Source organism: Litchfieldella qijiaojingensis (assembly GCF_014651875.1).
Lineage (GTDB): Bacteria > Pseudomonadota > Gammaproteobacteria > Pseudomonadales > Halomonadaceae > Litchfieldella > Litchfieldella qijiaojingensis.
Genome location: NZ_BMXS01000001.1, coordinates 271,409 through 297,129 on the forward strand (window position 1 = coordinate 271,409; position 25,721 = coordinate 297,129).

Annotated in this window: 23 protein-coding genes; 11 read left to right on the forward strand and 12 right to left on the reverse strand. The window is 59.8% G+C overall.

Going from position 1 to position 25,721, the window contains the following annotated elements; all coding sequences use genetic code 11:
* Nucleotides 1-54: 54 nt before the first annotated feature.
* Nucleotides 55-3,756 carry a methionine synthase gene (gene metH / locus IE093_RS01390; protein ID WP_189465840.1) on the reverse strand — a complete coding sequence of 1,234 codons (3,702 nt, stop codon included), beginning with the start codon at nucleotides 3,754-3,756 and terminating at the stop codon, nucleotides 55-57.
* 207 nt (nucleotides 3,757-3,963) lie between these two features.
* Between metH and nfuA the strand changes: the two genes are divergently transcribed.
* Complete coding sequence (gene nfuA, locus IE093_RS01395) at nucleotides 3,964-4,554, forward strand: Fe-S biogenesis protein NfuA (protein WP_189465287.1); 591 nt, start codon at nucleotides 3,964-3,966, stop codon at nucleotides 4,552-4,554.
* 70 nt (nucleotides 4,555-4,624) lie between these two features.
* On the opposite strand, the gene IE093_RS01400 is transcribed toward nfuA, so the two are convergent.
* Nucleotides 4,625-5,590 (reverse strand): DNA-binding protein, encoded by a 966-nt coding sequence (locus IE093_RS01400; protein ID WP_189465289.1) that lies wholly within the window; start codon nucleotides 5,588-5,590, stop codon nucleotides 4,625-4,627.
* 326 nt (nucleotides 5,591-5,916) lie between these two features.
* On the opposite strand from IE093_RS01400, the gene IE093_RS01405 reads away from it, so the two are divergent.
* A complete protein-coding gene (locus IE093_RS01405; protein WP_229803182.1) occupies nucleotides 5,917-7,023 on the forward strand; it encodes a tyrosine-type recombinase/integrase in 1,107 nt (368 codons plus the stop codon).
* Nucleotides 7,024-7,194: 171 nt separating this feature from the next.
* Complete coding sequence (locus IE093_RS01410) at nucleotides 7,195-7,608, forward strand: SufE family protein (protein WP_189465296.1); 414 nt, start codon at nucleotides 7,195-7,197, stop codon at nucleotides 7,606-7,608.
* 17 nt (nucleotides 7,609-7,625) lie between these two features.
* On the opposite strand, the gene yidD is transcribed toward IE093_RS01410, so the two are convergent.
* From yidD to gorA, 10 genes are all read right to left on the reverse strand, one after another.
* On the reverse strand, nucleotides 7,626-7,937 hold the full coding sequence (yidD, locus tag IE093_RS01415; RefSeq protein WP_189465299.1) for a membrane protein insertion efficiency factor YidD: 312 nt from the start codon (nucleotides 7,935-7,937) through the stop codon (nucleotides 7,626-7,628).
* Nucleotides 7,937-8,377, reverse strand: coding sequence for a phosphoribosyl-AMP cyclohydrolase (gene hisI / locus IE093_RS01420; protein WP_189465301.1), 441 nt, complete (start codon nucleotides 8,375-8,377; stop codon nucleotides 7,937-7,939). The genes yidD and hisI overlap by 1 nt, the downstream gene beginning before the upstream one ends.
* A gap of 26 nt (nucleotides 8,378-8,403) precedes the next feature.
* Nucleotides 8,404-8,850 (reverse strand): transcriptional repressor, encoded by a 447-nt coding sequence (locus IE093_RS01425; RefSeq protein ID WP_189465304.1) that lies wholly within the window; start codon nucleotides 8,848-8,850, stop codon nucleotides 8,404-8,406.
* A gap of 72 nt (nucleotides 8,851-8,922) precedes the next feature.
* The gene (locus tag IE093_RS01430; RefSeq protein ID WP_189465306.1) at nucleotides 8,923-9,918 is read right to left on the reverse strand and encodes an alpha-L-glutamate ligase-like protein; all 996 of its coding nucleotides are present in this window, start codon (nucleotides 9,916-9,918) and stop codon (nucleotides 8,923-8,925) included.
* 4 nt (nucleotides 9,919-9,922) lie between these two features.
* On the reverse strand, nucleotides 9,923-11,431 hold the full coding sequence (locus tag IE093_RS01435) for a UUP1 family membrane protein (RefSeq protein WP_189465310.1): 1,509 nt from the start codon (nucleotides 11,429-11,431) through the stop codon (nucleotides 9,923-9,925).
* 8 nt (nucleotides 11,432-11,439) lie between these two features.
* Nucleotides 11,440-12,297 carry an ATP-dependent zinc protease family protein gene (locus tag IE093_RS01440; protein WP_189465312.1) on the reverse strand — a complete coding sequence of 286 codons (858 nt, stop codon included), beginning with the start codon at nucleotides 12,295-12,297 and terminating at the stop codon, nucleotides 11,440-11,442.
* Between the two features lie 263 nt (nucleotides 12,298-12,560).
* The gene (locus IE093_RS01445) at nucleotides 12,561-12,980 is read right to left on the reverse strand and encodes an ectoine synthase (RefSeq protein ID WP_189465315.1); all 420 of its coding nucleotides are present in this window, start codon (nucleotides 12,978-12,980) and stop codon (nucleotides 12,561-12,563) included.
* Between the two features lie 131 nt (nucleotides 12,981-13,111).
* Nucleotides 13,112-14,377 carry a diaminobutyrate--2-oxoglutarate transaminase gene (ectB, locus tag IE093_RS01450; RefSeq protein WP_189465318.1) on the reverse strand — a complete coding sequence of 422 codons (1,266 nt, stop codon included), beginning with the start codon at nucleotides 14,375-14,377 and terminating at the stop codon, nucleotides 13,112-13,114.
* A gap of 86 nt (nucleotides 14,378-14,463) precedes the next feature.
* Nucleotides 14,464-15,042, reverse strand: coding sequence for a diaminobutyrate acetyltransferase (gene ectA / locus IE093_RS01455; RefSeq protein WP_189465321.1), 579 nt, complete (start codon nucleotides 15,040-15,042; stop codon nucleotides 14,464-14,466).
* A 227-nt stretch (nucleotides 15,043-15,269) separates the two neighbouring features.
* Entirely contained in the window at nucleotides 15,270-16,631 is a 1,362-nt protein-coding gene (gorA, locus tag IE093_RS01460; protein WP_229803147.1) for a glutathione-disulfide reductase, read from the reverse strand.
* A gap of 177 nt (nucleotides 16,632-16,808) precedes the next feature.
* Here gorA and can point away from each other — a divergent pair, with 177 nt between their 5' ends.
* The 8 genes from can (at nucleotide 16,809) to pepQ (ending at nucleotide 25,662) form a co-directional block, all read left to right on the forward strand.
* Complete coding sequence (gene can, locus IE093_RS01465) at nucleotides 16,809-17,468, forward strand: carbonate dehydratase (protein WP_189465327.1); 660 nt, start codon at nucleotides 16,809-16,811, stop codon at nucleotides 17,466-17,468.
* Between the two features lie 158 nt (nucleotides 17,469-17,626).
* Nucleotides 17,627-19,207, forward strand: a complete 1,581-nt coding sequence (locus IE093_RS01470) for an ABC transporter substrate-binding protein (RefSeq protein WP_189465329.1) — start codon at nucleotides 17,627-17,629, stop codon at nucleotides 19,205-19,207.
* A 94-nt stretch (nucleotides 19,208-19,301) separates the two neighbouring features.
* Nucleotides 19,302-20,351 carry an ABC transporter permease gene (locus IE093_RS01475; protein ID WP_189465331.1) on the forward strand — a complete coding sequence of 350 codons (1,050 nt, stop codon included), beginning with the start codon at nucleotides 19,302-19,304 and terminating at the stop codon, nucleotides 20,349-20,351.
* Nucleotides 20,348-21,286: an ABC transporter permease gene (locus IE093_RS01480; RefSeq protein WP_189465334.1), complete on the forward strand. Its 939-nt coding sequence runs from the start codon at nucleotides 20,348-20,350 to the stop codon at nucleotides 21,284-21,286. Before IE093_RS01475 ends, IE093_RS01480 begins: the two co-directional genes overlap by 4 nt.
* 10 nt (nucleotides 21,287-21,296) lie before the next feature.
* The gene (locus IE093_RS01485; protein WP_189465337.1) at nucleotides 21,297-22,319 is read left to right on the forward strand and encodes an ABC transporter ATP-binding protein; all 1,023 of its coding nucleotides are present in this window, start codon (nucleotides 21,297-21,299) and stop codon (nucleotides 22,317-22,319) included.
* On the forward strand, nucleotides 22,316-23,392 hold the full coding sequence (locus IE093_RS01490) for an ABC transporter ATP-binding protein (protein ID WP_189465340.1): 1,077 nt from the start codon (nucleotides 22,316-22,318) through the stop codon (nucleotides 23,390-23,392). Before IE093_RS01485 ends, IE093_RS01490 begins: the two co-directional genes overlap by 4 nt.
* 12 nt (nucleotides 23,393-23,404) lie before the next feature.
* Nucleotides 23,405-24,355 (forward strand): LysR family transcriptional regulator, encoded by a 951-nt coding sequence (locus tag IE093_RS01495; RefSeq protein ID WP_189465343.1) that lies wholly within the window; start codon nucleotides 23,405-23,407, stop codon nucleotides 24,353-24,355.
* Nucleotides 24,352-25,662 (forward strand): Xaa-Pro dipeptidase, encoded by a 1,311-nt coding sequence (pepQ, locus tag IE093_RS01500; protein WP_189465345.1) that lies wholly within the window; start codon nucleotides 24,352-24,354, stop codon nucleotides 25,660-25,662. Before IE093_RS01495 ends, pepQ begins: the two co-directional genes overlap by 4 nt.
* The last annotated feature ends 59 nt before the right edge of the window (nucleotides 25,663-25,721 follow it).

Below are 25,721 nucleotides of genomic sequence, written 5' to 3' on the forward strand. Positions count from 1 at the left end.
AGTGGGCCCAGGGCCCCGCGCATTTGCCCGGGACCCACAAGATTGAAAGGCAGTTCAGTCGGGATCGTACGAAAGTACTGGTGATAGCCAGCGCTCAAGCTCGCTCAGCGACATGCCTTTGCGCTCAGCCAACACCTCGACTTGATCACGCGTGATCTTGCCGGTGGAGAAGTATTTCGATTGCGGATGCGAGAAGTACCAGCCGGATACCGCGGCGGCGGGCCACATGGCATAGCTTTCGGTGAGCGTGAGCCCAGAGTTGCGTTCAGCCTCCAGCAAGCGGAACAGGGTGGCCTTCTCGGTGTGGTCGGGGCAGGCCGGGTAACCGGGAGCTGGTCGAATGCCTTGATATTTCTCGGCGATCAGCGCCTCGTTATCGAGGTGTTCCTCGGGAACATAGCCCCAGAACTCCTTGCGCACCCGCTCGTGCATGCGTTCGGCGAAGGCTTCGGCGAGACGGTCGGTCAGCGCCTGGACCATGATGGCGTTGTAGTCGTCGCCGGCGGCTTCGTAGCGCTTCGTAAGCTCCGCGACGCCATGCCCGGCAGTGACCGCGAATCCGCCGATCCAGTCGGGCTTGCCGCTCGACTTGGGTGCAACGAAGTCGGTCAGGCTGTAACAGGTGCCGTCGCGATTCTTGGTCATCTGCTGGCGGATATGATGCAACCGCTCGATGACCCGGGTCCGAGATTCATCGGCATAGACCTCGATCACGTCGTCATCGACACTGTTGGCCGGCCACAGGCCGATCACGCCACGTGCCGTGATGCGTTTCTCGTCGATCAGCTTGCGCAGCATCGCCTGTGCATCGGCGAACAGGTTGCGTGCCGCCTCGCCGACCACCTTGTCGTCGAGGATCTTGGGGTACTTGCCGGCCAGTTGCCAGCTCATGAAGAAGGGTGTCCAGTCGATGCGCTCGACCAATTCTTCGAGGTCATAGTCGTCGAAGACCTTGAGTCCGGAGATCGATGGGGCCGGTGGCGTATAGGAGGCCCAGTCGGTGCGGAACTTGCGCTTGCAGGCCTCGACATAGGACAGATCGGCGGCCTTGGGGCGACGCTTGGCATTGCGTTCGCGGACCACCTCGTAGTCCTCGCGGACTTCGGCCACGTAGGCCTCCTTGAGACCAGGCGAGAGCAGGCGGCCAGCCACGCCCACCGCGCGTGAGGCATCGGTGACATAGATCACCGGATGCTCGTACTGCGGCTCGATCTTCACGGCAGTGTGGGCCTTTGAGGTGGTGGCGCCACCGATCAACAGTGGGATGTCGAAGCCCTGACGCTGCATCTCCTTGGCCACGTGGACCATCTCGTCGAGCGATGGCGTGATCAGCCCGGAGAGGCCGATGATATCGGCCTTCTCGTCACGTGCCGTCTGCAGGATCTTCTCGGCGGGCACCATCACGCCCAGGTCGACGACGTCATAGTTGTTGCACTGCAGGACCACGCCGACGATGTTCTTGCCGATATCGTGGACGTCGCCCTTGACCGTGGCCATGACGATCTTGCCCTTGGCCTGGGTGTCCTCGGTCTTCTCCGCCTCGATGTAGGGAATCAGATAGGCCACCGCCTGCTTCATGACTCGCGCCGACTTGACCACCTGGGGCAGGAACATCTTGCCGGCGCCGAACAGGTCGCCTACCACGTTCATGCCATCCATTAGCGGGCCCTCGATGACCTCGATGGGGCGCGTGGCACGCTGCCTGGCAAGTTCGGTATCTTCCTCGATATAGGCGGTGACCCCCTTGACCAGGGCGTGCTCGATACGCTTCTCGACCTCCCAACTACGCCACTCGAGGTCCTCCTTCTTGGCTTCGCCACTGCCATCGCCCTTGTACTTGTCGGCGATCTCCAGCAACCGTTCGGTACCGTCGTCGCGGCGGTTGAGTACCACGTCCTCCACGGCGTCACGCAGTTCCGCGGGCAGGTCGTCGTAGACCGCCAACTGTCCGGCATTGACAATACCCATGGTCAGGCCGGCGCGAATGGCATGGTAGAGGAATACCGAGTGGATCGCCTCGCGCACCGGGTTGTTGCCGCGAAACGAAAACGACACATTGGACACGCCGCCTGACACCAAGGCGTGGGGCAGGTGCTCACGGACCCACTGGGTGGCCTCGATGAAGTCCACCGCGTAGTTGTTATGCTCCTCGATGCCGGTGGCGATGGCGAAGATATTGGGGTCGAAGATGATGTCTTCCGGCGGAAAGCCGATCTCGTCGACCAGCAGTCGATAGGCGCGTTCGCAGATTTCGGTCTTGCGCGCGAAGGTATCCGCCTGGCCCTCTTCGTCGAAGGCCATCACCACCACGGCGGCACCGAAGCGCCGACATTTGGTAGCCTGCTCGCGAAAGGCGGCTTCGCCTTCCTTCATCGAGATGGAATTGACGACCGCCTTGCCCTGCACGCACTTGAGCCCGGCCTCGATGATCTCCCACTTGGAGGAGTCGATCATGATCGGCACCCGCGAGATATCCGGCTCGCCGGCGATCAGGTTGAGGAAACGCACCATGGCTTCCTGGGACTCGAGCATCCCTTCGTCCATGTTGATATCGATGATCTGGGCGCCGTTCTCCACCTGTTCGAGCGCTACTTCCAGGGCGGTGGTGAAGTCCTCCTCGACGATCAGCCGCTTGAAGCGGGCCGAGCCGGTCACGTTGGTGCGTTCGCCGACGTTGACGAACAACGAGTCGGCCTCGATGTTGAAGGGCTCGAGTCCCGACAGGCGGCACGCACGTGGACGTTCGGGCACCGCGCGTGGCGTGGTGTTGGCCACCGCGTCGGCGATCGCCTGAATGTGTTCGGGGGTGCTGCCGCAGCAGCCACCGATGATATTGACCAGACCGCTTTGAGCGAACTCAGCGACGATGGCAGCCATTTCCTCCGGGGTCTGGTCATACTCGCCGAATTCGTTGGGGAGGCCGGCATTGGGATGCGCCGAGACGAAGGTGTCTGCCTTGTTGGACAGTTCCTCGAGGTAGGGGCGCAGTTCCTCGGCACCCAGCGCACAGTTGAGGCCGATGGACAAGGGCTGAGCATGCCGCACCGAGTTCCAGAAAGCCTCGGTGGTCTGGCCGGAGAGTGTACGGCCGGAAGCGTCGGTGATGGTGCCGGAGATCATCACCGGCAGGCGCTCGCCGTGTGCCTCGAACAGCTCTTCCAAGGCGTAGATGGCGGCCTTGGCGTTGAGCGTATCGAAGATGGTCTCGATCAGGATCAGGTCCGCGCCGCCCTCGACCAGCGCTTCGGCGGCCTCGTAATAGTTCTCGCGCAGCTCGTCGAAGGTCACGTTGCGCTTGGCGGGGTCGTTGACGTCCGGTGACAGCGAAGCGGTGCGCGAAGTGGGGCCCAGGACCCCGGCGACATAGCGCGGTATGCCGGTTTCCCTGGCAACCTCGTCGCAGACCTCGCGGGCCAGGCGTGCCGACTCGCGATTGAGTTCGGGCACCAGCTCCTGCATGCCGTAGTCGGACTGGGACAGCCGGGTACTGTTGAAGGTATTGGTCTCGACAATATCGGCGCCGGCCAGCAGGTAATCGCGATGAATATCGCGCACCACGTCGGGCCGAGTCAGCGCCAGCAGGTCGTTATTACCCTTGAGTTCCGACGGCCAGTTCCGGAAGCGCTCGCCACGAAAGTCGTCCTCGTCGAGTTTGGCGTTCTGTAACATGGTGCCCATACCGCCATCCAGGATCAGGATGCGGCCGTTGAGTCGCTCGATGAGAGAGGCTGTCAGGGGAGTCGGGGCAGCGGCCATGGTCAGGGTCATTCTCCAAGCGTCGTTAAGGGCGTCTCGCGCGCGTCGCGCGCGTGCCTCGTTTTGTTGGCCGTACATGGTACCAGAAAGCCCAGCAGGCAGGGCAGTCGCGACAACAAAACCCAGTATTTCACTCGGGATTGTGTCGACGGACGCTTTTCCTTACCATGGGAGGAAATATCGTCATTGCGTCAGGATTTCCGCAACATGAGCCAACCTATCCAGATTACTGACAGTGCCCAGGACTACCTCGCCGAACTGCTCGAGAAGCAGAACGTCGAGGGCATTGCGGTGCGCATCTTCATCACTCAGCCGGGCACGCCTTATGCCGAGACCTGCCTGGCCTACTGCCGCCCCGGTGAGGAAGAGCCCAGCGACGAAAAACTCGAGCTCGAGAAGATCGCCGTCTTCCTCGATAAGCACAGCGTGCCCTTCCTCGAAGAAGCCGTGGTCGACTTCAATGTCGATCGCATGGGCGGGCAACTGACCATCAAGGCACCTAATGCCAAGATGCCCAAGGTCAACGCCGATAGCCCGCTCGAGGATCGCGTCAACTATGTGCTCTACAGCGAGATCAACCCTGGCTTGGCGGCTCATGGCGGCGAGATCAAACTAATCCAGCTCACCGACGAGAACGTGGCGGTACTGCAGTTCGGTGGGGGCTGCCAAGGCTGCGCCGCAGTCGACCTGACCCTGAAGCAAGGCGTTGAGCGGACGCTGATGGAGCGAATTCCCGAACTGGCCGGCATTCGCGATGTGACTGACCACTCCGACACCAGTCAGGCCTATTACCGCTGACCACGCCGCTATCTCGCTTTATTTACCCCAAGGGCCACCTATCGCGGTGGCCCTTGGCGGTTTGGGGTGTTCAATAAACGAAAGGCGGCAGTGGCACCTTGGCCAGCCTCGCCTCGGCCTGTTCGAGCTGTTCGTGTAGGCGCTCTGCCGTGCGGGTCTTTTCCGTAAGCGCGTCCTCGAGCTTGGCCTGTTCGCGCTGCAGATCCTGCACGCGATCCTGGTGATGCTGCAACTCCCGTGCTTGTTCCTGACGCTTCCGCTCTTCCTCGGTGAGGCGCTGGCGTAGTGCCTGCAGTTCCTGGTCACGCTCGACGACGCGCTTCTCCCATTGAGACTCGCGCCGAGTGTGTTGCTTGTCTGCCGCCTGGCGTTCCTGGCGAGCGGCGTCGAGCAGGGCCATCAGTCGCGATTCCGCGGCTTCGTGGCGCTGTTCTTCCTGGTCGAGCTGGCTTTGGTGCTGCTTCTCGAGTTCTCGCAGCGCTTGCTGATGGTCGGCGGCCTGGCGTTCGTTACGCTCCTGAAGCTGGTGGAGCTGCTCCTTCAGCTTGGTGATGCGTTCCTGCCACTGAGCTTCCTGGCTGGCCATGGCATCACGCTCGGCTTCCGCTCGTGCCAGTTGCGCTCCGCGTTCCTCGAGTCGCGCTTGAACCTGTGCCAGATGATCGGCGAGGGCGCTTTCACGCTGTCTGGCGTCCTCGGCCTGACGAGTGGCCGACATTGCCTCTTCGCGAGCTTCCTCCACACGACGATCGGCTTCCTCACGATAGTGCGCCAAGCCTTCGGCAGCGATTTCCTGTGCTCTGGCCCAGAGTTCCTGGGTCAGGGTCTGCAGGGTTTCGGGCAAGGCTTGAGGCGGAGGGGCATCGCGATTCTGCTCGCGCTGAATTCGCCACTCCCGCAGATGGTCGCTGATGGTCGTGAAACTGCCCGTGCCGAGTATTTCCCGCACTTTCTGCACGCTAGGCGCGTCACCGCGTTGAAGCAGGGTGCCGATCGCCCGTTGCACATCCTCGTATTGCACTCCTGTGCGTGCCATCTCGTTCTCCTCGGTCGAATTTCTTGCCGGGCACAGAGCCTGAATGATCCCAGCATAGCGGCATCTCGGAAAGGAATAAAGATTATTACATTTTACGTAATACGTAATTTTATTTATTTTTGGAAGGTAAAATTCATGATTACGCGGCTTATCTTGATTATTTGACGGTACAAAGGTGACAATATGGTTGATGCATGAAGGGGTAACGCCACACGCCATGGAATCGATGGAAAAGAGGAATTGTGCTGGATAAAGGAGATCGGCCGGTGATACCGGCCAATGGAATAGAAGGGGAAGGGCAGTGGCTTCTTGCTCCTGAGGCGAACGTGACGGCTTACCGGGGGCATATCGCTGCCGGTACCGATGAGGAAGCGGTAGGGGCCTGGCTGGCCGAATACCGCAACAGCCCGCAGACTTGGCGAGCCTATCGCAAGGAGGCCGAGCGGTTATTGCTGTGGCTACAGTCGCAAGGGCTAGGGCTGAGAGATCTGCGTCGCGATCACTTGGCGCGTTTCGATGCCTTTCTCGCGGATCCGAGGCCAGCCGATCACTGGATCGGGCCAACGCGACCGCGCGATCACTCGGAGTGGCGTCCCTTTCGCCAGCCGTTGTCGGCTTCGAGCCGTCGCCAGAGCCTGGTGATCCTGCAGGGGTTATGCAGTTGGCTGGTGGAGGCAGGGTGGATCGAGCACAACCCGTTCCGCTTGATGCGCGGCAAGCGGCGGCGCCTCGATAACCGCCAGGCGAGCATCGAGCGTTACCTGGAGCGGCCGCTGTGGGAGTGGTTATGGCAATGGCTGGAGCGGTTACCATCAAAGGAGGCGAGTCGGCGGGAGTGGATGCTATGGCAACGTCGCCGCTTGATCTTCGCTTTCGCCTATCTGCTTGCACCACGCATCAGCGAGATGGCCGATGCAAGAATGAACGATTTCATCAGGCGCGAGGGGCACTGGTGGTGGCAGGTGGTAGGCAAGGGCGGTAAGCAGGCACGGGTGCCGGTGCCTCCTGACATGCTGGAATTGCTCGGTGAATGGCGAATGGCACTGGGTCTGACAGCACGACCAGAGCCCGACGACGACGGTCCACTGCTACGCTCGCTGAATGGTCAACGTGGTGTAGGTGACAATCAGCTCTATCGGTTGATCAAGACGACTTTCGAGGAGGCCGCGCAAGCATTGGAAAGCGAGGTGGGCGAGGGCGCCTTGCACATGGCGAATATCTTGCGGCGCGCTTCTCCCCACTGGTTGCGGCATACCGCCATCACGCACCAGGCACAGGCCGGGGTGGAGTTGCGCTACCTAGCGAAGACCGCACGACATTCGCGGCTGGATACCACCGCACGCTACCTGCATACCGAAGCCGAGGAGTGGCAGCGTCAGCTTGCTGGCCATGGAGTGAGACGACGCGACGAGCCGGGTAGCGAACCGTTATAATGGTGCCAGGTTATGTCCGAAAAGTCGGCGAGCGAAGGCCAGGCAAGGCAAAAAACATCGAGAAAGCGGAGTTTACGTGGGTGTAAATGAGCATTTTGAGATGATTTTTAACGCCGCATGGGCAAGCGCAGACAGTTTTCGGACACAACCTAGTCAGCAAGAGGAGAGATCATGACAGCACTAGATGCCCAAGCCGAACTGGTCGACGAATTCGAAATGTTCGACAACTGGATGGATCGTTACCAGTACATCATCGACATGGGCAAGCAGCTCCCGGCATTCCCGGATGAATGGAAGAGTGCCGAGACCAAGATCGAAGGGTGCCAGTCGAATGTATGGATGCACCATCGCCTGGACGGTGGGCGCCTGCATTTCGATGCCATCTCGGATGCGGCTATCGTTTCGGGGCTGATCGCGGTGCTGATGCGGATCTACAACGACCGCACGCCTCAGGAAATCGTCTCCACCGAGCCTAGCTTCCTTGAAGAACTTGGGCTCGACAAGCACCTGTCACCGACACGCAGTAATGGCTTGCATGCCATGTTGGGTCGGATCTACCAAGTGGCCGAAAGCCAGGCGGCGTAAGGAATACCCAGCCTGTTTCATTTTCGGTCCCGTTCGGGGTGGGGATGATCGCATGTGCACTTCTTGCCATCGGCTGGCGGTACCATGTCGATACCACCGGGATGCAAGGGATGGCATTTGAGAATTCGCTTCAAGGCCAGCCATCCACCCATGAGCGGTCCGTGAATGCGGATCGCTTCCAACGCATATTGCGAGCAGCTCGGCCAGAAGCGGCAGCGCGGGCCAAGGAGGGGGCTGATCGTGTACTGGTAAACCTTGATCAAGGCAATTAGCGGCCACGACAGCAGCTTGGCCGCGGAGTCTCCCAGGCCTCGGCGACCACGGCACATCACGTCCTCCGATAGAGTTCAGCGGGATCGACTAAGGGGGCGCTGTCGACCTCGCCGCTAGTCGCATCCAGCGCCACGTAAAAGCAACTGCGCCGCCCGGTATGGCATGCGGGGCCGGTCTGGTCGACGCCAAGTAGCAGTGTATCGCCATCGCAATCGAGATGTGCCGAGCGCAGATGCTGTTCCTGACCGGACGACTCACCCTTGCGCCACAGCTTGCCTCGTGAACGTGACCAGTAGCAAACACGGCCCGTGGTCAGGGTCTCTTGCAGTGATTCTCGATTCATCCATGCCATCATCAGCACTTCGCCACTGTCGTGTTGCTGAGCGATCGCCGGGATCAGGCCATCAACGTTCCAGGCAATGGCGTCAAGCAGTTCATCGGCTGAGCGACGCGTGCCAGGAGAGGCGCTTTCCAATCGTTTGAAGAGTTCACTCATGTCATTGCATCCGGCTGTTAAAGGGTTCAGCGGTCCGCTGCCTTGCAAGAATCGCAACCACCCAGCAGCTCGATGGTCTGGCGCTCGACGCGAAAGCCGAGATCACGAGCACGTTGGGTGAGTTGGGCATTGACGTCATCGAGATGCAACTCCTCGACACGACCGCAATGACGGCAGATCAACAACTGAAAACCGTGGGCATGCTCGGGACAAGGACAGGCGACATAGGCATTCAATGACTCAATGCGATGCACCAGCCCCTGCTCGATCAGGAAGTCCAGTGCACGGTAAACCGTCGGAGGGCGGGCCGATGCGTGTTCCGTGGCCAGTTGGTCGAGCAGGTCATAAGCCTTGAGACCGCCTTGGTTGGCGGCGATCATCTCGAGCACACGGCGCCTGATCGGCGTGAAACGCACACCGCGTTGCTGGCACTGGCGTTCAGCTTGTTGCATCAAGTCACGGGTATCGGGCATGAGAGGCCTGGTCGTCTAACGTGAACCCCTATTCTACGTGTCCCGCGCGCCGGCAGCCAGGCGCGCGGGCCTTCAGGCAGGGCAGGGCTCCGCCACTGGGACCGGGACGGGCTGGAGTTCGCCGCTACGCGCGAAATGGCGTTGCGAAAAGGCGACCCGCGCTGCGACATCGGCACCATCGGCCTGGCGCTCGATCAGATCGAGGCGTGGACGTAGGCCCTCGCCATTGGCCATCTGAATTGCTAACCCTGGACGCGCATTGAGCTCAAGCAACATGGGACCATGCTCGCGATCGAGGACCATATCGGTTCCAAGATAACCCAGCCCGGTCATTTCGTAGCAACTTGCGGCCAGCGTCAGCAGCATTTCCCAACCGGGGATACGCAGACTTGCCAGTTCATGACCGGTATCCGGGTGGTCGTTTCTGGAGCGGTCGAACTGAACGCCGCGCAAGGCCGTGCCACTAGCGATATCCACGCCCACTCCCACAGCACCCTGGTGCAGGTTGGCCTTGCCATCCGAGGCGGCAGTGGATAGGCGCATCATCGCCATGACGGGATAGCCCTTGAACACGATCACGCGAATGTCCGGGACACCCTCGTAGGTGTATTCCGCAAACGTTTCATCGAAATTGATCAGGGCCTCGACTACCGCCACATCTGGGGTGCCCCCCAATGAATACAGCCCCGAGAGGATATTCGAAACGTGGCGTTCCAGGTCCTCACGATCCAGGTGTGCTCCACTGGGCTTGATGAAGACGTCCTCTTCCACGCGCTCGATGACCAGGATGCCTTTGCCGCCACTGCCCTTGGCCGGTTTGATGACGAAGCCGGGAAGCCCCGTGACCATCTGTGTGATGTGCTTGACGCCGAACTGTGTGGTCACGGTACCGATCAATGCCGGAGTGGTGATGCCGTACTCGTGGGCCAGTAGTTTGGTCTTGAGTTTGTCGTCCACCAGCGGATAAAGGTGGCGATCATTGTAACGGCCGATGTAGCGGATGTTACGCCGGTTCATACCGATGATTCCCTTTGCGCGCAATTTCGCGGGCGAAGTCCATGAGCGCATGTCGTCAATCCTCCGTTACCGGCTTGAAACGCCGCAACTCCAGCAGCCGGTAGCCAGTATAGTTGCCCAGCAGCAGAATCAATGCCATTAAAATCATTTGTACCCCCAGGAAGTTGAAGGTGATATGCCTCACCCAGGGGTTATTCATGGCAAGGTATGCCAACACCGCGGTCAACAGGCTTCCACCGCCCTGGATCAGCACTTCCTTCGGACCTTCCTCTTCCCACAGGATCGACATGCGCTCGATGGTCCAGGCGAGAATGATCATGGGGAAGAACGTGATGGTCAGCCCGGCATTGAGCCCGAACCGGTAGGAGAGCACCGAAAAGATCGAGATGATGGCGATGACCGTGATGATCACCGCCGAGACTCGCGCCACCAGTAACAAGTTGAGGTGCGAGAGATAACTTCGAATTACCAGGCCGACCGATACGACCAGCAGGAAGCCGATCAGTCCGGTGATCAGGGATGTCTGAATGAACGCCAGGGCGATCAGCACCGGCATGAAGGTTCCTGAGGTCTTTATCCCAACCAACACGCGTAGGAAGACGACTACCAGCGCGCCGATAGGGATCAGCAGGATGGTCTGGAAGAGTGCCTGTTCTTCGAGCGGCAGGCTATGAATCGAGAAATTCAGCAGCGTGTCATCGGCCAACTGATTGCGCACGGCGGCTGCGGCCGGCTGATTGTGCTGGATCATCGAAAAACTGACATTCGAGTTGTTCCCGCCTTGAACCTCCAGCACCGCTTGGCCGCGGTCTTCCCACAACAGCAGGTTATCGGGCTGTCCTTGCTCCCCGGTATTGGGGTTGAACAGCACCCAACCACCGTCCTCATCGAAGACCTGCAGCCATGAAGTCAGGCTCTGACGCCGGCGACCGTCCTCCAGCAACAAGCCACTGACTTCGCGGGCATGCACTCCAGCTTCGTTGAGCAGGCGAACCAGCAATGGTGTGCGCTCGAACTGGGTCAGCAACAGCCGGGCGTTCTCGCCTTGGCGGTCACCGGTGAAGTCGCGCACCAGTTCTCGAGCGAAGGTAATGGAATCGGCGCTGCGCTGATGGGCGCGTTCGATGACCTGGCTGGCCGCAGTATCGAACGGCCTTTCCCAGACGATATCACGGGGCAGGGGAGGGATCGGAGTCTCAGGTACCCGACCATCCGGCGTCACCAGCAACTGGGCGGAATAATAGAGCTGTTGTGCTCCGACCGCTTGGCGAATCGACCATTGCGCCCGTCGCCCGCGCTGGTCCTCGAGGAACGACAGGCCATACCCCGAGGAAGCCGTATTCTCGGTCAAGATACGAAAGCCCTGTTGATGAGTCGGCAATGCCATATCGACGATGACCGGCCCACCTTGGGCGCTGAAGGTAACCTGAGACTCGATTTCCCAAACCTGGCGTTGTTCGCCCGGCACCCAGGGAACCTCGAACTGAACATGGCGATGGATGCTGAGCGCGATACCGGCAACCAGCAGGAAGCCGGTCAAGAGATAGAAAGGTAAGCGTGACATGGCGTCCTTTATTCGCTGGTCTCGGCCGTATCGTCTTCGTCGTCGCCGACTTCGTCTTTGCTGGCCTGGTCGGAAGGGGCTCCGCCGGGGAATTCCGGACGGGAATGAATATAGCGCTGAGCGACATCGATGATGGCGATGTCCATCATGAAACGACGTCCCAATAACACAGGATAATTGAGGTGGGTGCGGTCATTGAGCGTGAACTCCACCTGTTCGCGGATCGGACCCAGGGTCATCAGCAGGCTGACCACTGGGCGTGAATGATTGCCGGCTGCCTGAGTGATACGCACACGTCGCACCACCGGTGCCTCGATCCACTGGTCGAGAACCTGCTCGACGGCGACATCGTCCTCGGTCAGGGCCAGTTTGAAGCGCACCCAATTCTCGCCATCACGCTCGAAGCGGGTAATCTCCTTGGCCGATAGCGATGAGGTGTTGGCGCCGGTATCGATACGTGCCTTCAGATAGGTACCGACATCCGGCAGGCCGATCCATTCACTGCGCCCCAAGACTTCCTTGTTGTGCAGCAGACTGTCTTCGGCTTCGTCGCACTGCGCAGTGACCACCGCCGGCTCTTCGCCAAGACGCTTGACGTCTGCTCGAAGATGGCGCACCTGGCTGCCGACCTCACGAACTTCCGTGAACAGCGAGCGGGCCTGTTCGGTATGGTCCTCGAATGCGGCTTGCTGCAGGTCGCAACGGTCGGCCAAGCGTTGCTCGAGCTGATCGATGCGGTTCTCGAAGGTCTGCGAATCCAAGGGGGGAATGGGCTCGGGTTCGGCGGATGTCTGGGTGAATGCGCAGCCGGCCAGCAGACTGGTGGTCACTAGAGTCGTGGAAAACAGAAGATGCCGAATTCGCATGGCAAAGGACATTCCTTGAAGGATTCCTGATGTATCCCTGAGCGGGCGTTACTGTCCGGCGAATGTTACGGTGCAGTTGAAGAGCTGTCCAATTCCGTGAGTGCTAATGAACTGGCCAAGTTCGGTGGGTGATTCAAGCTGATGGCTTCCTTGTAGGAAATTTAACATAATATACATTATGCGAAGTCATAGGCCAGCTGCGAACAAACCCCGATGAAATGTCATCGGGGTTTGGATTCTGGTATCTGACTGTCACGATCGCTTTAGAGCGGCTTCGTGTCGTCGGCTTCGCCTTCGTCGGCCGGCGCGTAGGAACCGTCTTCGCGGTGTACCTCGTTGCCGGTGATCGGCGGTGTGAACACACAGGCCAGGTGCATGGTCTTGTGAGCACGCAGCAGGTGTTCATCGTGCTGGTCGAGGATGTAGATGTCGCCGGGCTTGATCGGCCAGATCTTGCCGTCGGCCAGGGTCTCGACTTCACCTTCGCCTTCGATGCAGAACACCGACTCGTAATGGTGCTTGTAGTGGATATGGGTTTCGGTGCCTTCGTAGATACGGGTGATGTGGAAGGAAAAATTACCGCCGTCGTTGGCGAGCACCAGTCGCGTACTGTCCCAGTTGCCGTTCTCGGCCTTGACCAGACGTTCGGTTTGACGGGCTTCTTCCAGGTTGCGCACGATCATCGAAAATTCCTCCTAATCCAGCGTGCCATGATGGCCTCGCTATTCAAATAGAAAAACGGCCCGATTGTCTCTCGGGCCGAAACGGACACCCGACGTGCCCACGGCCACGCTTGGCCGCTATCGTTCTTTGGTTAACCGAAGACCTGCTTGATGCTGGCTTCCAGAATGTCCAGCCCTTCGATCAGGTCCTCGTCACTAATGGTCAGCGGGCACAGGCACTTGACGGCCTGGCCGTCGTGGCCACTCGTCTCGATCACCAGGCCGCGCTTGAAGGCTTCGGCGGTGATCTTGTCGGCGTTATCGCCGGTACCGACATCCAAGGCACGCATCAGGCCGCGGCCTCGTTCAGAAGCAGGTATGCCTTTCTCGCTCAGCCAGGCGGCCAGTTGCTGGAAGCGATCCTCGACCACGCGCCCTTTCCGCTGGACATCGCGCTCTAGAGTGTCGTCGCTCCAGAAGTGCCGCAGTGCCGCAGTACCCGTGACCATGGCCAGGCCAAAGCCCCGGAAGGTCCCGTTGTATTGCCCCGGCTTCCATTTGTCGAGTTCGGGCCGCATCAGTACATGCGCGAACGGCAGGCCGAAACCGGACAACGACTTGGAGTTGGTCACGATGTCCGGCGTGATGCCGGCATGCTCGAAGCTGAAGAACTTGCCGGTGCGGCCGCATCCAGCCTGAATGTCGTCGACGATCAGCAGGATTTCGTAGGACCGGCAGAGCTTCTCCAGGCGTTGCAGCCATTCCGTGCTGGCCGGGTTGATACCCCCCTCCCCTTGTACCGTCTCCAGGATCACCGCTGCCGGGCGGTCGAGGCCACTGGAGTTGTCTCCGAGCAGTTTCTCGAAATAGTCGAGGGTATCGACGCCCTCGCCAAGGTAACCGTCGAATGGCATGAAGGCGCTACCCTGGGTGGGAATACCGCCGGTTGCTTCACGGAACTTGCGATTGCCGGTGGTCGCCAGCGCCCCCATGGTCACACCATGAAAACCGTTGGTGAAGGACACGATGTTATGGCGGCCAGTAGCCACCCGCGCCAGACGGATGGCGGCTTCCACGGCGTTGGTGCCGGTCGGGCCTGGCAGATGCACCTTGTATTCGAGGCCGCGCGGCTTGAGGATCACCTCTTCCAGGGTTTCCAGGTAGTCACGCTTGGCTTTGGTCCACATGTCCAGGCCATGCACGATGCCGTCGCTGGCCAGATAGTCGATCAATGCCTGCTTGAGCTTGGGATGGTTATGGCCGTAGTTGAGTGTTCCGGCGCCGGCGAGAAAGTCGATGTACTGCTTGCCATCCTCGGCGGTGAGGCGCGCTCCTTTGGCTTCGGTAAAGACGACCGGAAAGGAGCGCGAGTAGGTACGCACTTCCGATTCCATGCGTTCGAGAATCTGGGTTTGCATCATGACCTCCTGGTCGATGGACAAAAGGAAGGGGTGGCAGCCAACGTGCCAGGCCAGCTGCCAGCAGAATGAAACGGGGTGAGCATTCAGATATGTTCGGGCTGGAAGGGGCCGATGCGCACCAGGTTTTCCGGATCGTGCTCACCGCCGAGCTGATCGGTGGAAAAGTACTCTCGGCTGTTCAAGGGAGCCTGCCAGCGGTCCGCCAGTCGGGTGAAAAGCCCCCACGATGCTTCATTGTCGGGGGTGATGGTGGTTTCCAGATGACGGACTTCAGCCAATTCCGGCCGACTCATCACGGCTTCCACCAGGCGCCGGGCCAGGCCGGTACCCCGTGCCTTCTCGCCCACGGCGACCTGCCACAGGAAATAGGTGTCCGGAGAGTTGTTCTTCACGTAGCCGGAGACGAAACCGACGATCTCGCCCTCCTCGTTGGTCGCCACGGCGCAGGTATCGCGAAACTGGGTCGCCAGTAGCAGGTAGGCATAGGCCGAATTCACGTCGAGAGGTGGGCATGCCTTGACCAATTCGTAAATACCCCAACCATCGTCGGGATTGGGCTTGCGGATGAACAGCGGAGTCTTGGCATTGCCGACTACTGCGTCCGCTACGCTCGGGCGCGCCAAGTCGGCGGAAGTAGTGAAGGGCTGTGTCGATAGGTTCATGAGTATGCTTCGCTGTTGGCGAATTTGCGCTTTATTATAACAAGGGCTTATGCATATTTCAAAGAGGCTCTTATCGCTAAACGCAAAATCCATAAAACGATATTATACCATGTGCGTTGACTTTCCTCATATCTGCTTGGTAAGTCTAGTACAAAAAGGCCACCGCGCTGGTGGCCTTGAAGATGACAGATCCTGATGACTGACAGATGACGACCGTTGTTCCCTCTTCAACGGCGTGTGACGCTGCGCATGGTGACGAACTCCTCGGCACCGGTCGGATGGATCCCCACGGTGGCATCGAAATCGGCCTTGGTCAGGCCGGCCCGCACGGCAATGGCAATGCCCTGGATCACTTCGCCGGCCTCCTCGCCTACCATGTGTGCCCCCACCACGCGGTCGCTGACGTCGTCGACGATAAGCTTCATCAGACAGCGCTCGTCACTAGCCGACAGGGTGTGTTTCATCGGGCGGAAGTCGGTGCGATAGACGCGAATGGCGTCAAACCGCTCGCGCGCTGCCTCTTCGGATAGGCCGACGGTACCGATATTTGGATGGCAAAATACCGCAGTGGCGATGTTCTGGTAGTCTAGTGGGCGCGGCGGGTTGTCGCTGAAGTGGTGTTGAACCAAATGCATGGCTTCGGCCAGTGCGACTGGTGTCAGCTCGGGCCCTCCGGTGACATCCCCCAGCGCGAGGATCGAAGGCACGGACGTCTCGTAGCGTTCATTGACCTTGATCGAGCCATTGTCATTCAAGGCGATATCCAGCCGGTCGAGTCCCAGGCCGGCGAGATGGGGTTTGCGCCCGGTGGCGACCAATACCGCATCGACCTCGAGACGCTCGCCGTTGGTGAGGGTCACCAGCAAACCGCCATCGACCTTGTCGATGCATTCGATATTGGTCTCGAAGTGCAGTTGAACGCCCTTCTTGGTCATCTCGTCGCGGGTGAACTCACGCACCTCGCGGTCGAAGCCACGCAGGAAAAGCTCACCGCGATAGATCAGGTGGGTGTCGCTGCCCAGCCCATTGAAAATACTGGCGAACTCGACCGCGATGTAGCCGCCGCCCAAGACCAGGAAACGCTCTGGAAAACGCTCCAGGTCGAAGACCTGGTTGGAGTTCACGACATGCTCGCTGCCCGGGAAGTCGGGAACCCAGGGCCAGCCTCCGGTGGCGACCAGGATCTTCTCGGCGCTGAGGGTCTCGCCAGCGACCTCTATCCGGTGGGCATCGAGCACCTTGGCACGACCATTGATCAGGCGCACCCCTGCCCCTTCCAGCAAGCGGCCATAGATACCGTTCAGGCGCTTGATTTCCTCGATCTTGTTGTCGCGCAGCGTTGCCCAGTCGAAACGCGGCGTTTCGGGCAGGACCCAGCCGAATCCCGAGCTGTCCTCGAAAGCATCGTGGAAATGGGCGGCATAGGAGTAGAGTTTCTTGGGCACACAGCCGACATTGACACAAGTGCCGCCGAGGTAGCGGTCTTCGGCGATGGCGACGCGAGCCCCGCTGGCCGCCGCGGTGCGAGCGGCACGCACGCCACCCGACCCGGCACCGATGACAAAGAGATCGTAGTCGAACTCGGACACATTGGACTCCTGGAACATGAGACTAACGAAGAATGCCTGAAATGATACCAGTCATAGTGGGCTGTCGGGAGTGGCGACCGTTGACCCCCTGTCGCCATGAAGGTAAAAAAGCGCCATCCTGAATGCCTGGCAGGGGCTTCCCTGCCGGTTACGTCATGTCTTTGCAGGACCTCGACCATGAAACAAGAAATGCAGGAATTGCTTGATCGAAACCGACAGTGGGCCGAAAACGTTAGCCGTGAAGACCCGGACTTCTTCACTCGGCTGTCTCAGCAGCAGAATCCCGATTACCTATGGATCGGCTGCTCGGACAGCCGGGTTCCCGCCAACCAGATCGTCGACCTGCCTCCCGGCGAGGTCTTCGTGCATCGCAACGTGGCAAACCTGCTGCATCACAATGACATGAACGCTCTGTCGGTGGTGCAGTACGCCGTTGATGTGCTCAAGGTCAAGCACATCATGATTGTCGGTCACTACGGTTGCGGCGGCGTGCGTGCCGCGGTGGCAGGAGGCGAATGCGGTATCGTCGATTTCTGGCTGCATTCGGTGCGCGACCTCTACAGCCGGCATCGGCGTTCCATGGAGCATCTCAGCATCGACGAACAGGTCGACCGCATGTGCGAGCTCAACGTCAAGGCCCAGGTCGACAACCTGTGCCGCACCAAGATCGTCCAGCGCGCCTGGCAGCGCGGTCAGGCGCTGGCCGTGCATGGCTGGGTCTACGGTCTGGACGATGGTCGCATAACCGACCTCGGATGTACCGTCGAGGGGCTCGACCAGGTGCCGCAACTCTACCGTATCGACCGACTGGTACCCGCCGAAGGCAGCGCCGACTGATTCCCGCGGAAAACGACTGCGAGGCAGGCGTCATTCACGGAGCGAATGACGCTTGTCACTATTTCGATTGTTACGTGGATAGCCGTCTGACTATGGTGCACCACTAGTTGCCGCGAATTCTCGCGGCAGCCGATAACAATCGATAAATGGGGATCACCATGACCTTCAACAAGACCTTGCTGTCCACCCTGGTGGGCGCCGCCGTGACCGGTGCTGCGTTGCTGCCCATGACGGCCAATGCCGATACCACCCTGCGTATCGGCTACAGCGCCGATCCCGAGACACTTGACATTCACGAGCAACTTTCTGGTGGGATGCTGCGTTTTTCGCATCTTTCCTTCGATCCGTTGGTGCGCTGGACCAAGGATTTCGACTTCGAGCCACGCCTGGCCACCTCGTGGGAGCAGGTCGACGACACGACCATGCGCATGACCCTGCGCGACGATGTCACCTTCCATTCCGGCAACAAGTTCACTGCCAAGGACGTGGTCTGGACCATCGAGCGTCTGAAGGAAAGCCCGGACTACAAAGCCATCTTCGAGCCGATCGCCAGTGCCGAGGCCATCGACGACACCACCGTGGAGATCACCACCCACGAGCCGTATCCGATATTGCTCAATCTCGCGACCTATATCTTCCCCATGGATAGCGAGTTCTATAACGGCACCACCGATGATGGCGACGACAAGGCCGAGATCGTCAAGAGCGGCAATTCATTCGCGTCACGCAATGTCTCCGGTACCGGCCCCTTCATCGTCACCGAGCGTCGTCAGGGGGTTCGAGTCAATTTCGAGCGCTTCGATGAATACTGGGATAGCGAATCACCGGGGAACGTCGACAATATCGTGCTCACCCCTATCAGCGAAAATGCCTCCCGCGTGGCGGCTCTGCTTTCCGGTGGCGTCGATTTCATCGACCATGTACCGCCCAACGACCTGGACCGCGTACGTGAGGGCAATGGTGTCAACCTGGTCGAGATCCCCGGTACGCGCATCATCGGCTTCCAGTTGAACGAGGAACGGGTCGAGGCCTTCCAGGATCCCCGTGTGCGTCTGGCGGTGGCCTATGCCATCAACCAGGAAGGTATCGTTCAGCGTCTGATGCGCGGTTTTGCTACCCCAGCGGCCCAGTTCTCGCCGAAGGGGTATTCCGGACACAATCCGGAGCTCACGCCACGCTATGATGTCGACCGCGCTTTGGAGCTCATGGCCGAAGCCGGCTATGAGGAAGGTTTCGAGATCGACATGATCGCGCCCAACAATCGTTACGTGAATGATGCCCAGATCGCTCAGGCGGTAGCCAACATGCTGGCGCGGATCAATATCGACGTTAACCTGCGCACCATGCCGCTAGCCCAGTACTGGCCGGAATACGATACCCGTCAGTCGGACATGGCGATGATCGGCTGGCACTCGGACACCGAGGACAGTGCCAACTTCTTCCAGTACCTGAGTGCTTGTATCGACGCGGACACCGGCGCGGGACAGTACAACTACGGCAGCTACTGCAACGAAGAACTGGATGCACTGGTAGCCGCGGCGGATAGCGAGACGGATCTTGAGAAGCGTCAGGAAATGCTGCGCGAAGCCGAGCGGATGCTGTATGACGATGCCGGCTACATCCCGCTGCACTGGCAGAACCTGGCCTACGCGGCACGCGATGGTGTCGATGTCGAACCGATACTCAACGCCATCGACTTCCCCTACCTGGGCGATCTGGTCGTCGAAGACGCCAACTGATAGACCTATTCTTCAAGCATGTCGTCCGTCCTCCGGTAGTCACCGGGGGATGGCGGAGCATTGTCACGACTCTCCTTGAAAGGTGGCGCAAGCCATGATTGCTTTTCTGACCAAGCGGTTGATGCACGCCATATTGGTGATGCTCGTCATCAGCGTGATCGCCTTTGCCATCCAGGACAACCTGGGTGACCCCATTCAACAGATGGTGGGCCAGTCGGTCCCCGAAAGTGAGCGCGAAGCCCTGCGCGAGCGCCTTGGACTGAACGATCCGTTCCATGTGCAATACCTGCGTTTCGCCGGTAACGCGATCCAGGGAGACTTCGGATACTCCTACTTCTATCGTGAGCCGGCGCTGGATGTCATCGCCCGCCACTTGCCCGCCACCCTGGAGCTGGTGTTCGGGGCGACACTGATCATCGTGCTGCTATCGGTGCCGATCGGTGTCTATAGTGCCATCAAGCCTCGTTCGCCCATCTCACGCTTTTTCATGGGAGCTTCGATCGTCGGCATCTCGGTGCCGGTGTTCCTCACCGCCATCGTGCTGATCCAGATCTTCTCGATCGGCATGAAGGTCACTCTCTTTCCGGAAGGCACTGCCTGGGGAGGTTGGCTCAACGCTACCCTGTCGACTCAGGGCGGTATGCCCTCCTTCGGACGTGGCCAGGACCTGGTTCACGTATTCGGCTACTGGGATTCGAACCTGTTCAGTGCCGGCGGTTTGCGGCATTTGGTGCTGCCTTCAATTGCCCTGGCCTCGATCATGCTACCGCTGTTCATTCGCCTGATCCGTGCCGAAATGCTGGAGGTGTTGCAGTCGGAGTATGTGAAGTTTGCTCGCGCCAAAGGGATTTCGCCATGGCGCATCTACTTCGTGCACGCGCTGAAGAACACCATGCTGCCGGTGATCACCGTGGGTGGTGTACAGATCGGCACCATGGTGGCCTACACCATCCTCACTGAGACCGTCTTTCAGTGGCCAGGGATGGGCCTGATGTTCCTGGATGCTATCAATCGTGCCGACATTCCGCTGATCGTGGCCTATTTGATGATCGTGGGCGTGATCTTCGTGATCACCAACACCATCGTCGACCTCATCTACGGCCTGGTGAATCCCACCGTCAAACTGACCGGTAAGCCCGCATGACGACACAACTATCCATTCCCACACGCTGGGCCAGATTTCGCGATTCCTACCTGCTGTACAGTTTCAAGCGGACCTGGAGCGCACAGTTATGCCTGGCGATCTTTCTCTGCCTGGTGCTGGCGGCATTCATGGCTCCTTGGCTGGCACCGACGAATCCTTACGACCTGAGCCAGATCGATATCCTCGACTCCGAGTTACCCCCATTCTGGATCGAAGGTGCCGTCGAGCGTTACACCTTGGGAACCGACGCTCAGGGGCGTGACCTGCTATCGATCATTCTTTACGGAACCCGCGTCTCGCTGGTGATCGGTTTCGGTGCGGTGATCCTGCAAGCCATCCTGGGCGTGACCTTTGGCCTCCTGGCCGGCTACCTGGGTGGTCGTGTGGATGCAATCCTGATGCGCTTGGCCGATATCCAGTTGTCATTCTCGACATTGATGGTGGCCATCGTGGTAGGCGCGGTGGTCAAGGCCACGCTGGGCAGTAGCTTCTACAGTCAGTATGCGGTGCTGATGCTGATTCTGATCATCGGGTTGGCGGAATGGCCCCAGTATGCACGTACCGTACGCGCCTCGGTGCTGGCGGAAAAAAGCAAGGAGTATGTCGATGCAGCACGCGTGATGGGGCTTGGCAGCCGACGCATCATGTTCCGCCACGTGCTGCCCAACACACTGTCGCCGGTGTTCGTGATCTCGACCGTGCAAATCGCCAACGCCATCATTTCCGAGGCCGCCCTCTCCTTCCTGGGGCTGGGCATGCCGGAGACCCATCCCTCGCTAGGGTCGTTGATCAAGTCCGGTTTCGATTACATCCAGTCCGGTTCATGGTGGATCACCTTGATTCCCGGAGCCGTACTGGTGGTGCTAGTACTGGTCATCAATCTGCTGGGCGACTGGCTGCGAGATGTCATGAACCCGCGTCTTTACAAAGGGTAAGGAGTGCACCATGTCCCTGCTTGAAGTTTCCGACCTGGACGTGCGCTTTGCCCTGCGCCAAGGCGAGGTGCGCGCCCTGCGCAACGTCAGTTTCTCCCTCGACCGCGGCGAGCGTCTAGGGATCGTCGGTGAGTCCGGTGCCGGCAAATCGGTAGCGGCTTTCACATTGCTCAACCTGATTGCCAGGCCGGGTTTCATTGCCGGCGGCAGCATTCGCTTCGATGGCCAGGAATTGACCGGATTGTCCGACCGCACGCTGCGAAAAGTACGTGGCAACCGTATCTCGATGATCTTCCAGGACCCGATGATGACACTCAATCCGGTGCTGTCGATCGGAGAGCAGATGATCGAATGCCTACGGGCGCATCGGCGCATTTCACGTCGTGAGGCACGCACCATCGCACTGCACAAGCTCCGCCAAGTGCAAATTCCTTCGCCCGAGACTCGGCTGGATCAGTATCCTCACGAGCTGTCAGGTGGCATGCGCCAACGCATCATCATTGCCATCGCCCTGCTGCTCGATCCGGACATCATCATCGCCGATGAACCCACCACGGCACTCGATGTGACCATCCAGGCCGAAATCATGGCGCTACTGCTTGAGCTGTGCGAGAAGCACAATGTCGGCCTGATCCTGATCACTCACGACCTGGGGGTGGTCAGCCAGGTCACTCAACGCATGCTGGTGATGTACGCCGGCCGGGTGATCGAGCAAGGGCCGACCCGCGAGATCATCAATGATCCGCAGCATCCCTATACCCAGGGTTTGATGAATGCCTTGCCGCAGATGGCGACGCCAGGCGAGCGTCTCAACCAGATTCCGGGCAGCATGCCCTCGCTGTCGAACCTGCCCATCGGCTGTGCCTTCCATCCACGCTGCGGCTTCGCCAATGACGCCAATGGCCAGCCCCGCCGTGCCTGCCGGGAAGTGGTACCGGAGTTCGTCAATTCCGGTAATTGCCGGGTCGCCTGTCACATGGTGGCGGCGATGCTGGAGGAAGAACAACGCCTCGCCAAGGAGCAGACGTCATGACGCACGTTGCCAATGTCCCCGCTTCCGCCGTTACCGCCACAACATCCGGTGGGCAAGCGACGTCGCCCTCGGCGTTGCTGGAAATCCATGAGCTGACCAAGCGTTTCTCGCTGTCGGGGGATTTTCTCGAGCAACTACGCTTCAAAGGCGGCCGCCTCGTCCGTCACCAGGAACATGTCCATGCCATCAATGGAGTGAGCCTGGATATCCGGCGTGGAGAGGCGCTCTGCGTGGTGGGCGAATCGGGCTGCGGAAAGTCCACCGTGGCGCGTATCGTCATGGGGCTTCTGTCACCGAGCAGTGGCGAGATACGCTATGACGGTCAGCGCATCGATCATCTCAGTGCTCGTCAATTGCTGCCCTATCGCAAGCGCATGCAGATGATCTTCCAGAATCCCTATGCGTCGCTGAATCCGCGCATGACTATCCAGCAGACATTGGAAGAGCCACTGCGTCTGCACCATCCCGACTGGAGCCGTGAACGGGTTCGCGACAAGGTGGTCGAGGTCATGACCTCGGTCGGTATAGACCCGGACTGGGGCAAGCGCTTCGGCCACGAGTTCTCCGGCGGGCAGCGTCAACGAATCGCCATCGCCCGGGCGCTGGCGGTCGACCCGGAGTTCATCGTCGCCGATGAGCCGATCTCGGCACTCGACGTTTCGATCCAGGCACAGGTGCTCAACTTGCTGATGGACGCTCAGCAACGGCATGACCTGACTTATCTGTTCATCACCCACGATCTGGCGGTAGTCGAACATTTCGGGACCCGGGTCGCGGTCATGTACCTGGGCACGGTGTGTGAAGTGGCACCGACGGCCACTTTGTTCGCCTCACCTCGTCACCCCTATACCCAGGCGCTGATGTCGGCGATTCCGCGCCTCGAGGACGATCGCCCTCAACATATCCGTCTCAGCGGCGAGGTGCCCACGCCGGTCAATCTGCCGTCGGGCTGCGTCTTCCATGCCCGATGCCCTCATGCCAACGAACGCTGTCGTCGCGAAGTTCCATCCTTGATCGCCCGGGAGGACGGCACCAAGGTCGCGTGCCATGGGGTCGAGGAAGGTCGTCTATAGGGGGGCGAGGGTATGGAAATCCGCTGGCTGGAAGACTTCATCGCCCTGGCCAGGACACGACACTTTTCTCGCGCGGCCGACGAGCAGAATGTCACCCAGCCGACCTTCTCGCGGCGCATCAAGTTGCTGGAGGAGGAAATGGGGGCCACACTGGTCAATCGCCAGACTCTGCCTCTATCACTGACCCCGGCCGGGGAGGAGTTCCTGCGACTTTGCGAGCAGGTCACCGAACGCGTTCGGCTTACCCGTGAGCGCCTTCATCGGCTAGTCGAAGAACAGGCGCAACGGGTGTTGCTGGCCGCACCGCAGAGCCTGCTGTCGTATTTGTTGCCGGATTGGCTGGCCACTTACGACTTGCAGGAACTCGTCGTTCCCTACCTGCGTGCGACAAGCTGGCTGTTGCCTGATTATTTTCAGGCGTTGGAACGCGGCGAGTGCGATCTGGCTCTATGTTATTGGCCGGTGGAGCGTTGTGAGCTGGAACTCGATACCAGTGCCTTCCATTACCAGGTCATCGGCAAGGAACTGTTGGTGCCGGTGTCGGTGGCCGATGACTCGGGACGACCTCGTTTCGTGCTGCCCGGTAGCCGCCGCTCGCCACTTCCTTTGATGGCCTATCACCCACGCGGCTTGTTGAACGCGGCAATCACCGCTCACTTGGCCAGGCAGCCTGATGCCACTCATTTCAACGTGGTCAATGAAAGTATCCAGACCACTAATGTCAAAGAATTGATAGGGTTGGGGTACGGTGTCGGCTGGTTGCCGCAGCGTGTTGCCCAGAAGGCCCTGGACGACGGACGCCTGGTGCGCGCGGGGGAAGTGCGCTGGAACGTGCCGTTGGAGATCCGACTGTACCGCCACCGCAACCGTCAGCACAGTGGGTTGGAAGCGCTGTGGGAACGGCTCGCTCAGTTCGAGGTACCGTTGGCCAGCGTTTCCCCATCGCCCGGAGATCCGTCATGACTGTTTCTTCTTCACTTGCCACCCTTCACCTGCAACACTTGACCTCCCTCGAGCATGCTTACCAGCAGGCACTCGACGCCCATGGCTATACGGGAGTGTTGCTTTACAGCGGTCATGCCCGAGTGCATTTCGGTGATGATCAGACCGCGAGTTTCTCCACTTATGGACACTTTCTTCATTGGGTTCCTCTACCTGGCAGCGAACACTGCTGGCTGCTGATTCGCCCAGGGCAACGTCCCCTGCTGAGATGGTACGCTCCGAGCGACTTCTGGCATCTGCCTCCCGAGTTGCCTGATGAACCTTGGCGGGATCGTTTCGACATCGAGCCGGCCACCGAGACCAGCCCTCCGCAGTTACCGAAAGGAAGATTCGCGGTGTTGGGCGATGTGGACGGAGAAACCGCTGCCAAGCTGGGCGCCGAGCTCAACCCCGAGGCGTTGACCGTCGCCTTGGATGAGTTGCGTGTGCGCAAGACACCTTATGAAGTCGCTTGTCTGCGCAAAGCCAATGCTCGTGCCTTTGCAGGGCACTTGGCGGCACGCGAAGCATTCGATGCCGGTGCGGCCGAGCTCGACATCCAGCTTGCGTATCTGGCGGCTAGCCGCCAACGCGAGTCTGCCGTGCCCTATCAGAACATCATCGGGGTCAACCGCCATGCAGGAGTGCTGCACTACCAGCATTACGATCTGCACCCAGTGCAATGGCACTACAGTCTGTTGGTCGACGCTGGCCATCGCTATCGTGGCTATTGCGCTGATATCACGCGTACCTGGGCCGGGAGAGAGGCGAGCGAGCTTTTCGAACAACTGATCGAGGGAGTCACCCGCTTGCAACGGCGACTGATCGATTCACTCGCTCCCGGGCACTCCTATCTGGCCTTGCATGAACGAATGCATCGGGAACTAGGAGAGCTACTGGCTGGTCATGGAATAGTACGCTGCAGTGCCGATGCAGCCGTTGCTCAAGGCATCACTCGTGCCTTCTGCCCGCATGGCCTGGGCCACCTGCTGGGTCTGCAGGTCCACGATGTCGCAGGTCGCCGCCTGGCGGATGGTTCATCCCTGCCGGCGCCGGCCGATCATCCCGCGTTGCGTCTGACCCGGGAGCTGGAAGCCGGCATGGTGCTGACCATCGAGCCAGGTTGCTATGTGATACCCATGCTGCTGGCACCGTTGCGCGACGCTGAGGCAGGTCGAGACATCGTCTGGGAGACGGTCGAGTCATTGGCGCCGCATGGAGGCATCCGAATCGAGGACAATGTAGTGATCACGCCGGACGGCCATGACAATCTGACGCCAAAGAGCTGAACGACTCTCCAGCGTTTGCGTGGTCGGTCAGGCGCGATAAGCTTAAGAGGGTAAGGTTC

Excerpts from the sequence above, each read along its gene's own strand:
- metH (WP_189465840.1), bottom strand. The coding sequence starts at position 3,756 with ATGGCCGCTGCCCCGACTCCCCTGACAGCCTCTCTCATCGAGCGACTC.
- nfuA (WP_189465287.1), top strand. The coding sequence starts at position 3,964 with ATGAGCCAACCTATCCAGATTACTGACAGTGCCCAGGACTACCTCGCC.
- IE093_RS01400 (WP_189465289.1), bottom strand. The coding sequence starts at position 5,590 with ATGGCACGCACAGGAGTGCAATACGAGGATGTGCAACGGGCGATCGGC.
- IE093_RS01410 (WP_189465296.1), top strand. The coding sequence starts at position 7,195 with ATGACAGCACTAGATGCCCAAGCCGAACTGGTCGACGAATTCGAAATG.
- yidD (WP_189465299.1), bottom strand. The coding sequence starts at position 7,937 with ATGTGCCGTGGTCGCCGAGGCCTGGGAGACTCCGCGGCCAAGCTGCTG.
- hisI (WP_189465301.1), bottom strand. The coding sequence starts at position 8,377 with ATGAGTGAACTCTTCAAACGATTGGAAAGCGCCTCTCCTGGCACGCGT.
- IE093_RS01425 (WP_189465304.1), bottom strand. The coding sequence starts at position 8,850 with ATGCCCGATACCCGTGACTTGATGCAACAAGCTGAACGCCAGTGCCAG.
- IE093_RS01430 (WP_189465306.1), bottom strand. The coding sequence starts at position 9,918 with ATGCGCTCATGGACTTCGCCCGCGAAATTGCGCGCAAAGGGAATCATC.
- IE093_RS01435 (WP_189465310.1), bottom strand. The coding sequence starts at position 11,431 with ATGTCACGCTTACCTTTCTATCTCTTGACCGGCTTCCTGCTGGTTGCC.
- IE093_RS01440 (WP_189465312.1), bottom strand. The coding sequence starts at position 12,297 with ATGCGAATTCGGCATCTTCTGTTTTCCACGACTCTAGTGACCACCAGT.
- IE093_RS01445 (WP_189465315.1), bottom strand. The coding sequence starts at position 12,980 with ATGATCGTGCGCAACCTGGAAGAAGCCCGTCAAACCGAACGTCTGGTC.
- ectB (WP_189465318.1), bottom strand. The coding sequence starts at position 14,377 with ATGCAAACCCAGATTCTCGAACGCATGGAATCGGAAGTGCGTACCTAC.
- ectA (WP_189465321.1), bottom strand. The coding sequence starts at position 15,042 with ATGAACCTATCGACACAGCCCTTCACTACTTCCGCCGACTTGGCGCGC.
- can (WP_189465327.1), top strand. The coding sequence starts at position 16,809 with ATGAAACAAGAAATGCAGGAATTGCTTGATCGAAACCGACAGTGGGCC.
- IE093_RS01470 (WP_189465329.1), top strand. The coding sequence starts at position 17,627 with ATGACCTTCAACAAGACCTTGCTGTCCACCCTGGTGGGCGCCGCCGTG.
- IE093_RS01475 (WP_189465331.1), top strand. The coding sequence starts at position 19,302 with ATGATTGCTTTTCTGACCAAGCGGTTGATGCACGCCATATTGGTGATG.
- IE093_RS01480 (WP_189465334.1), top strand. The coding sequence starts at position 20,348 with ATGACGACACAACTATCCATTCCCACACGCTGGGCCAGATTTCGCGAT.
- IE093_RS01485 (WP_189465337.1), top strand. The coding sequence starts at position 21,297 with ATGTCCCTGCTTGAAGTTTCCGACCTGGACGTGCGCTTTGCCCTGCGC.
- IE093_RS01490 (WP_189465340.1), top strand. The coding sequence starts at position 22,316 with ATGACGCACGTTGCCAATGTCCCCGCTTCCGCCGTTACCGCCACAACA.
- IE093_RS01495 (WP_189465343.1), top strand. The coding sequence starts at position 23,405 with ATGGAAATCCGCTGGCTGGAAGACTTCATCGCCCTGGCCAGGACACGA.
- pepQ (WP_189465345.1), top strand. The coding sequence starts at position 24,352 with ATGACTGTTTCTTCTTCACTTGCCACCCTTCACCTGCAACACTTGACC.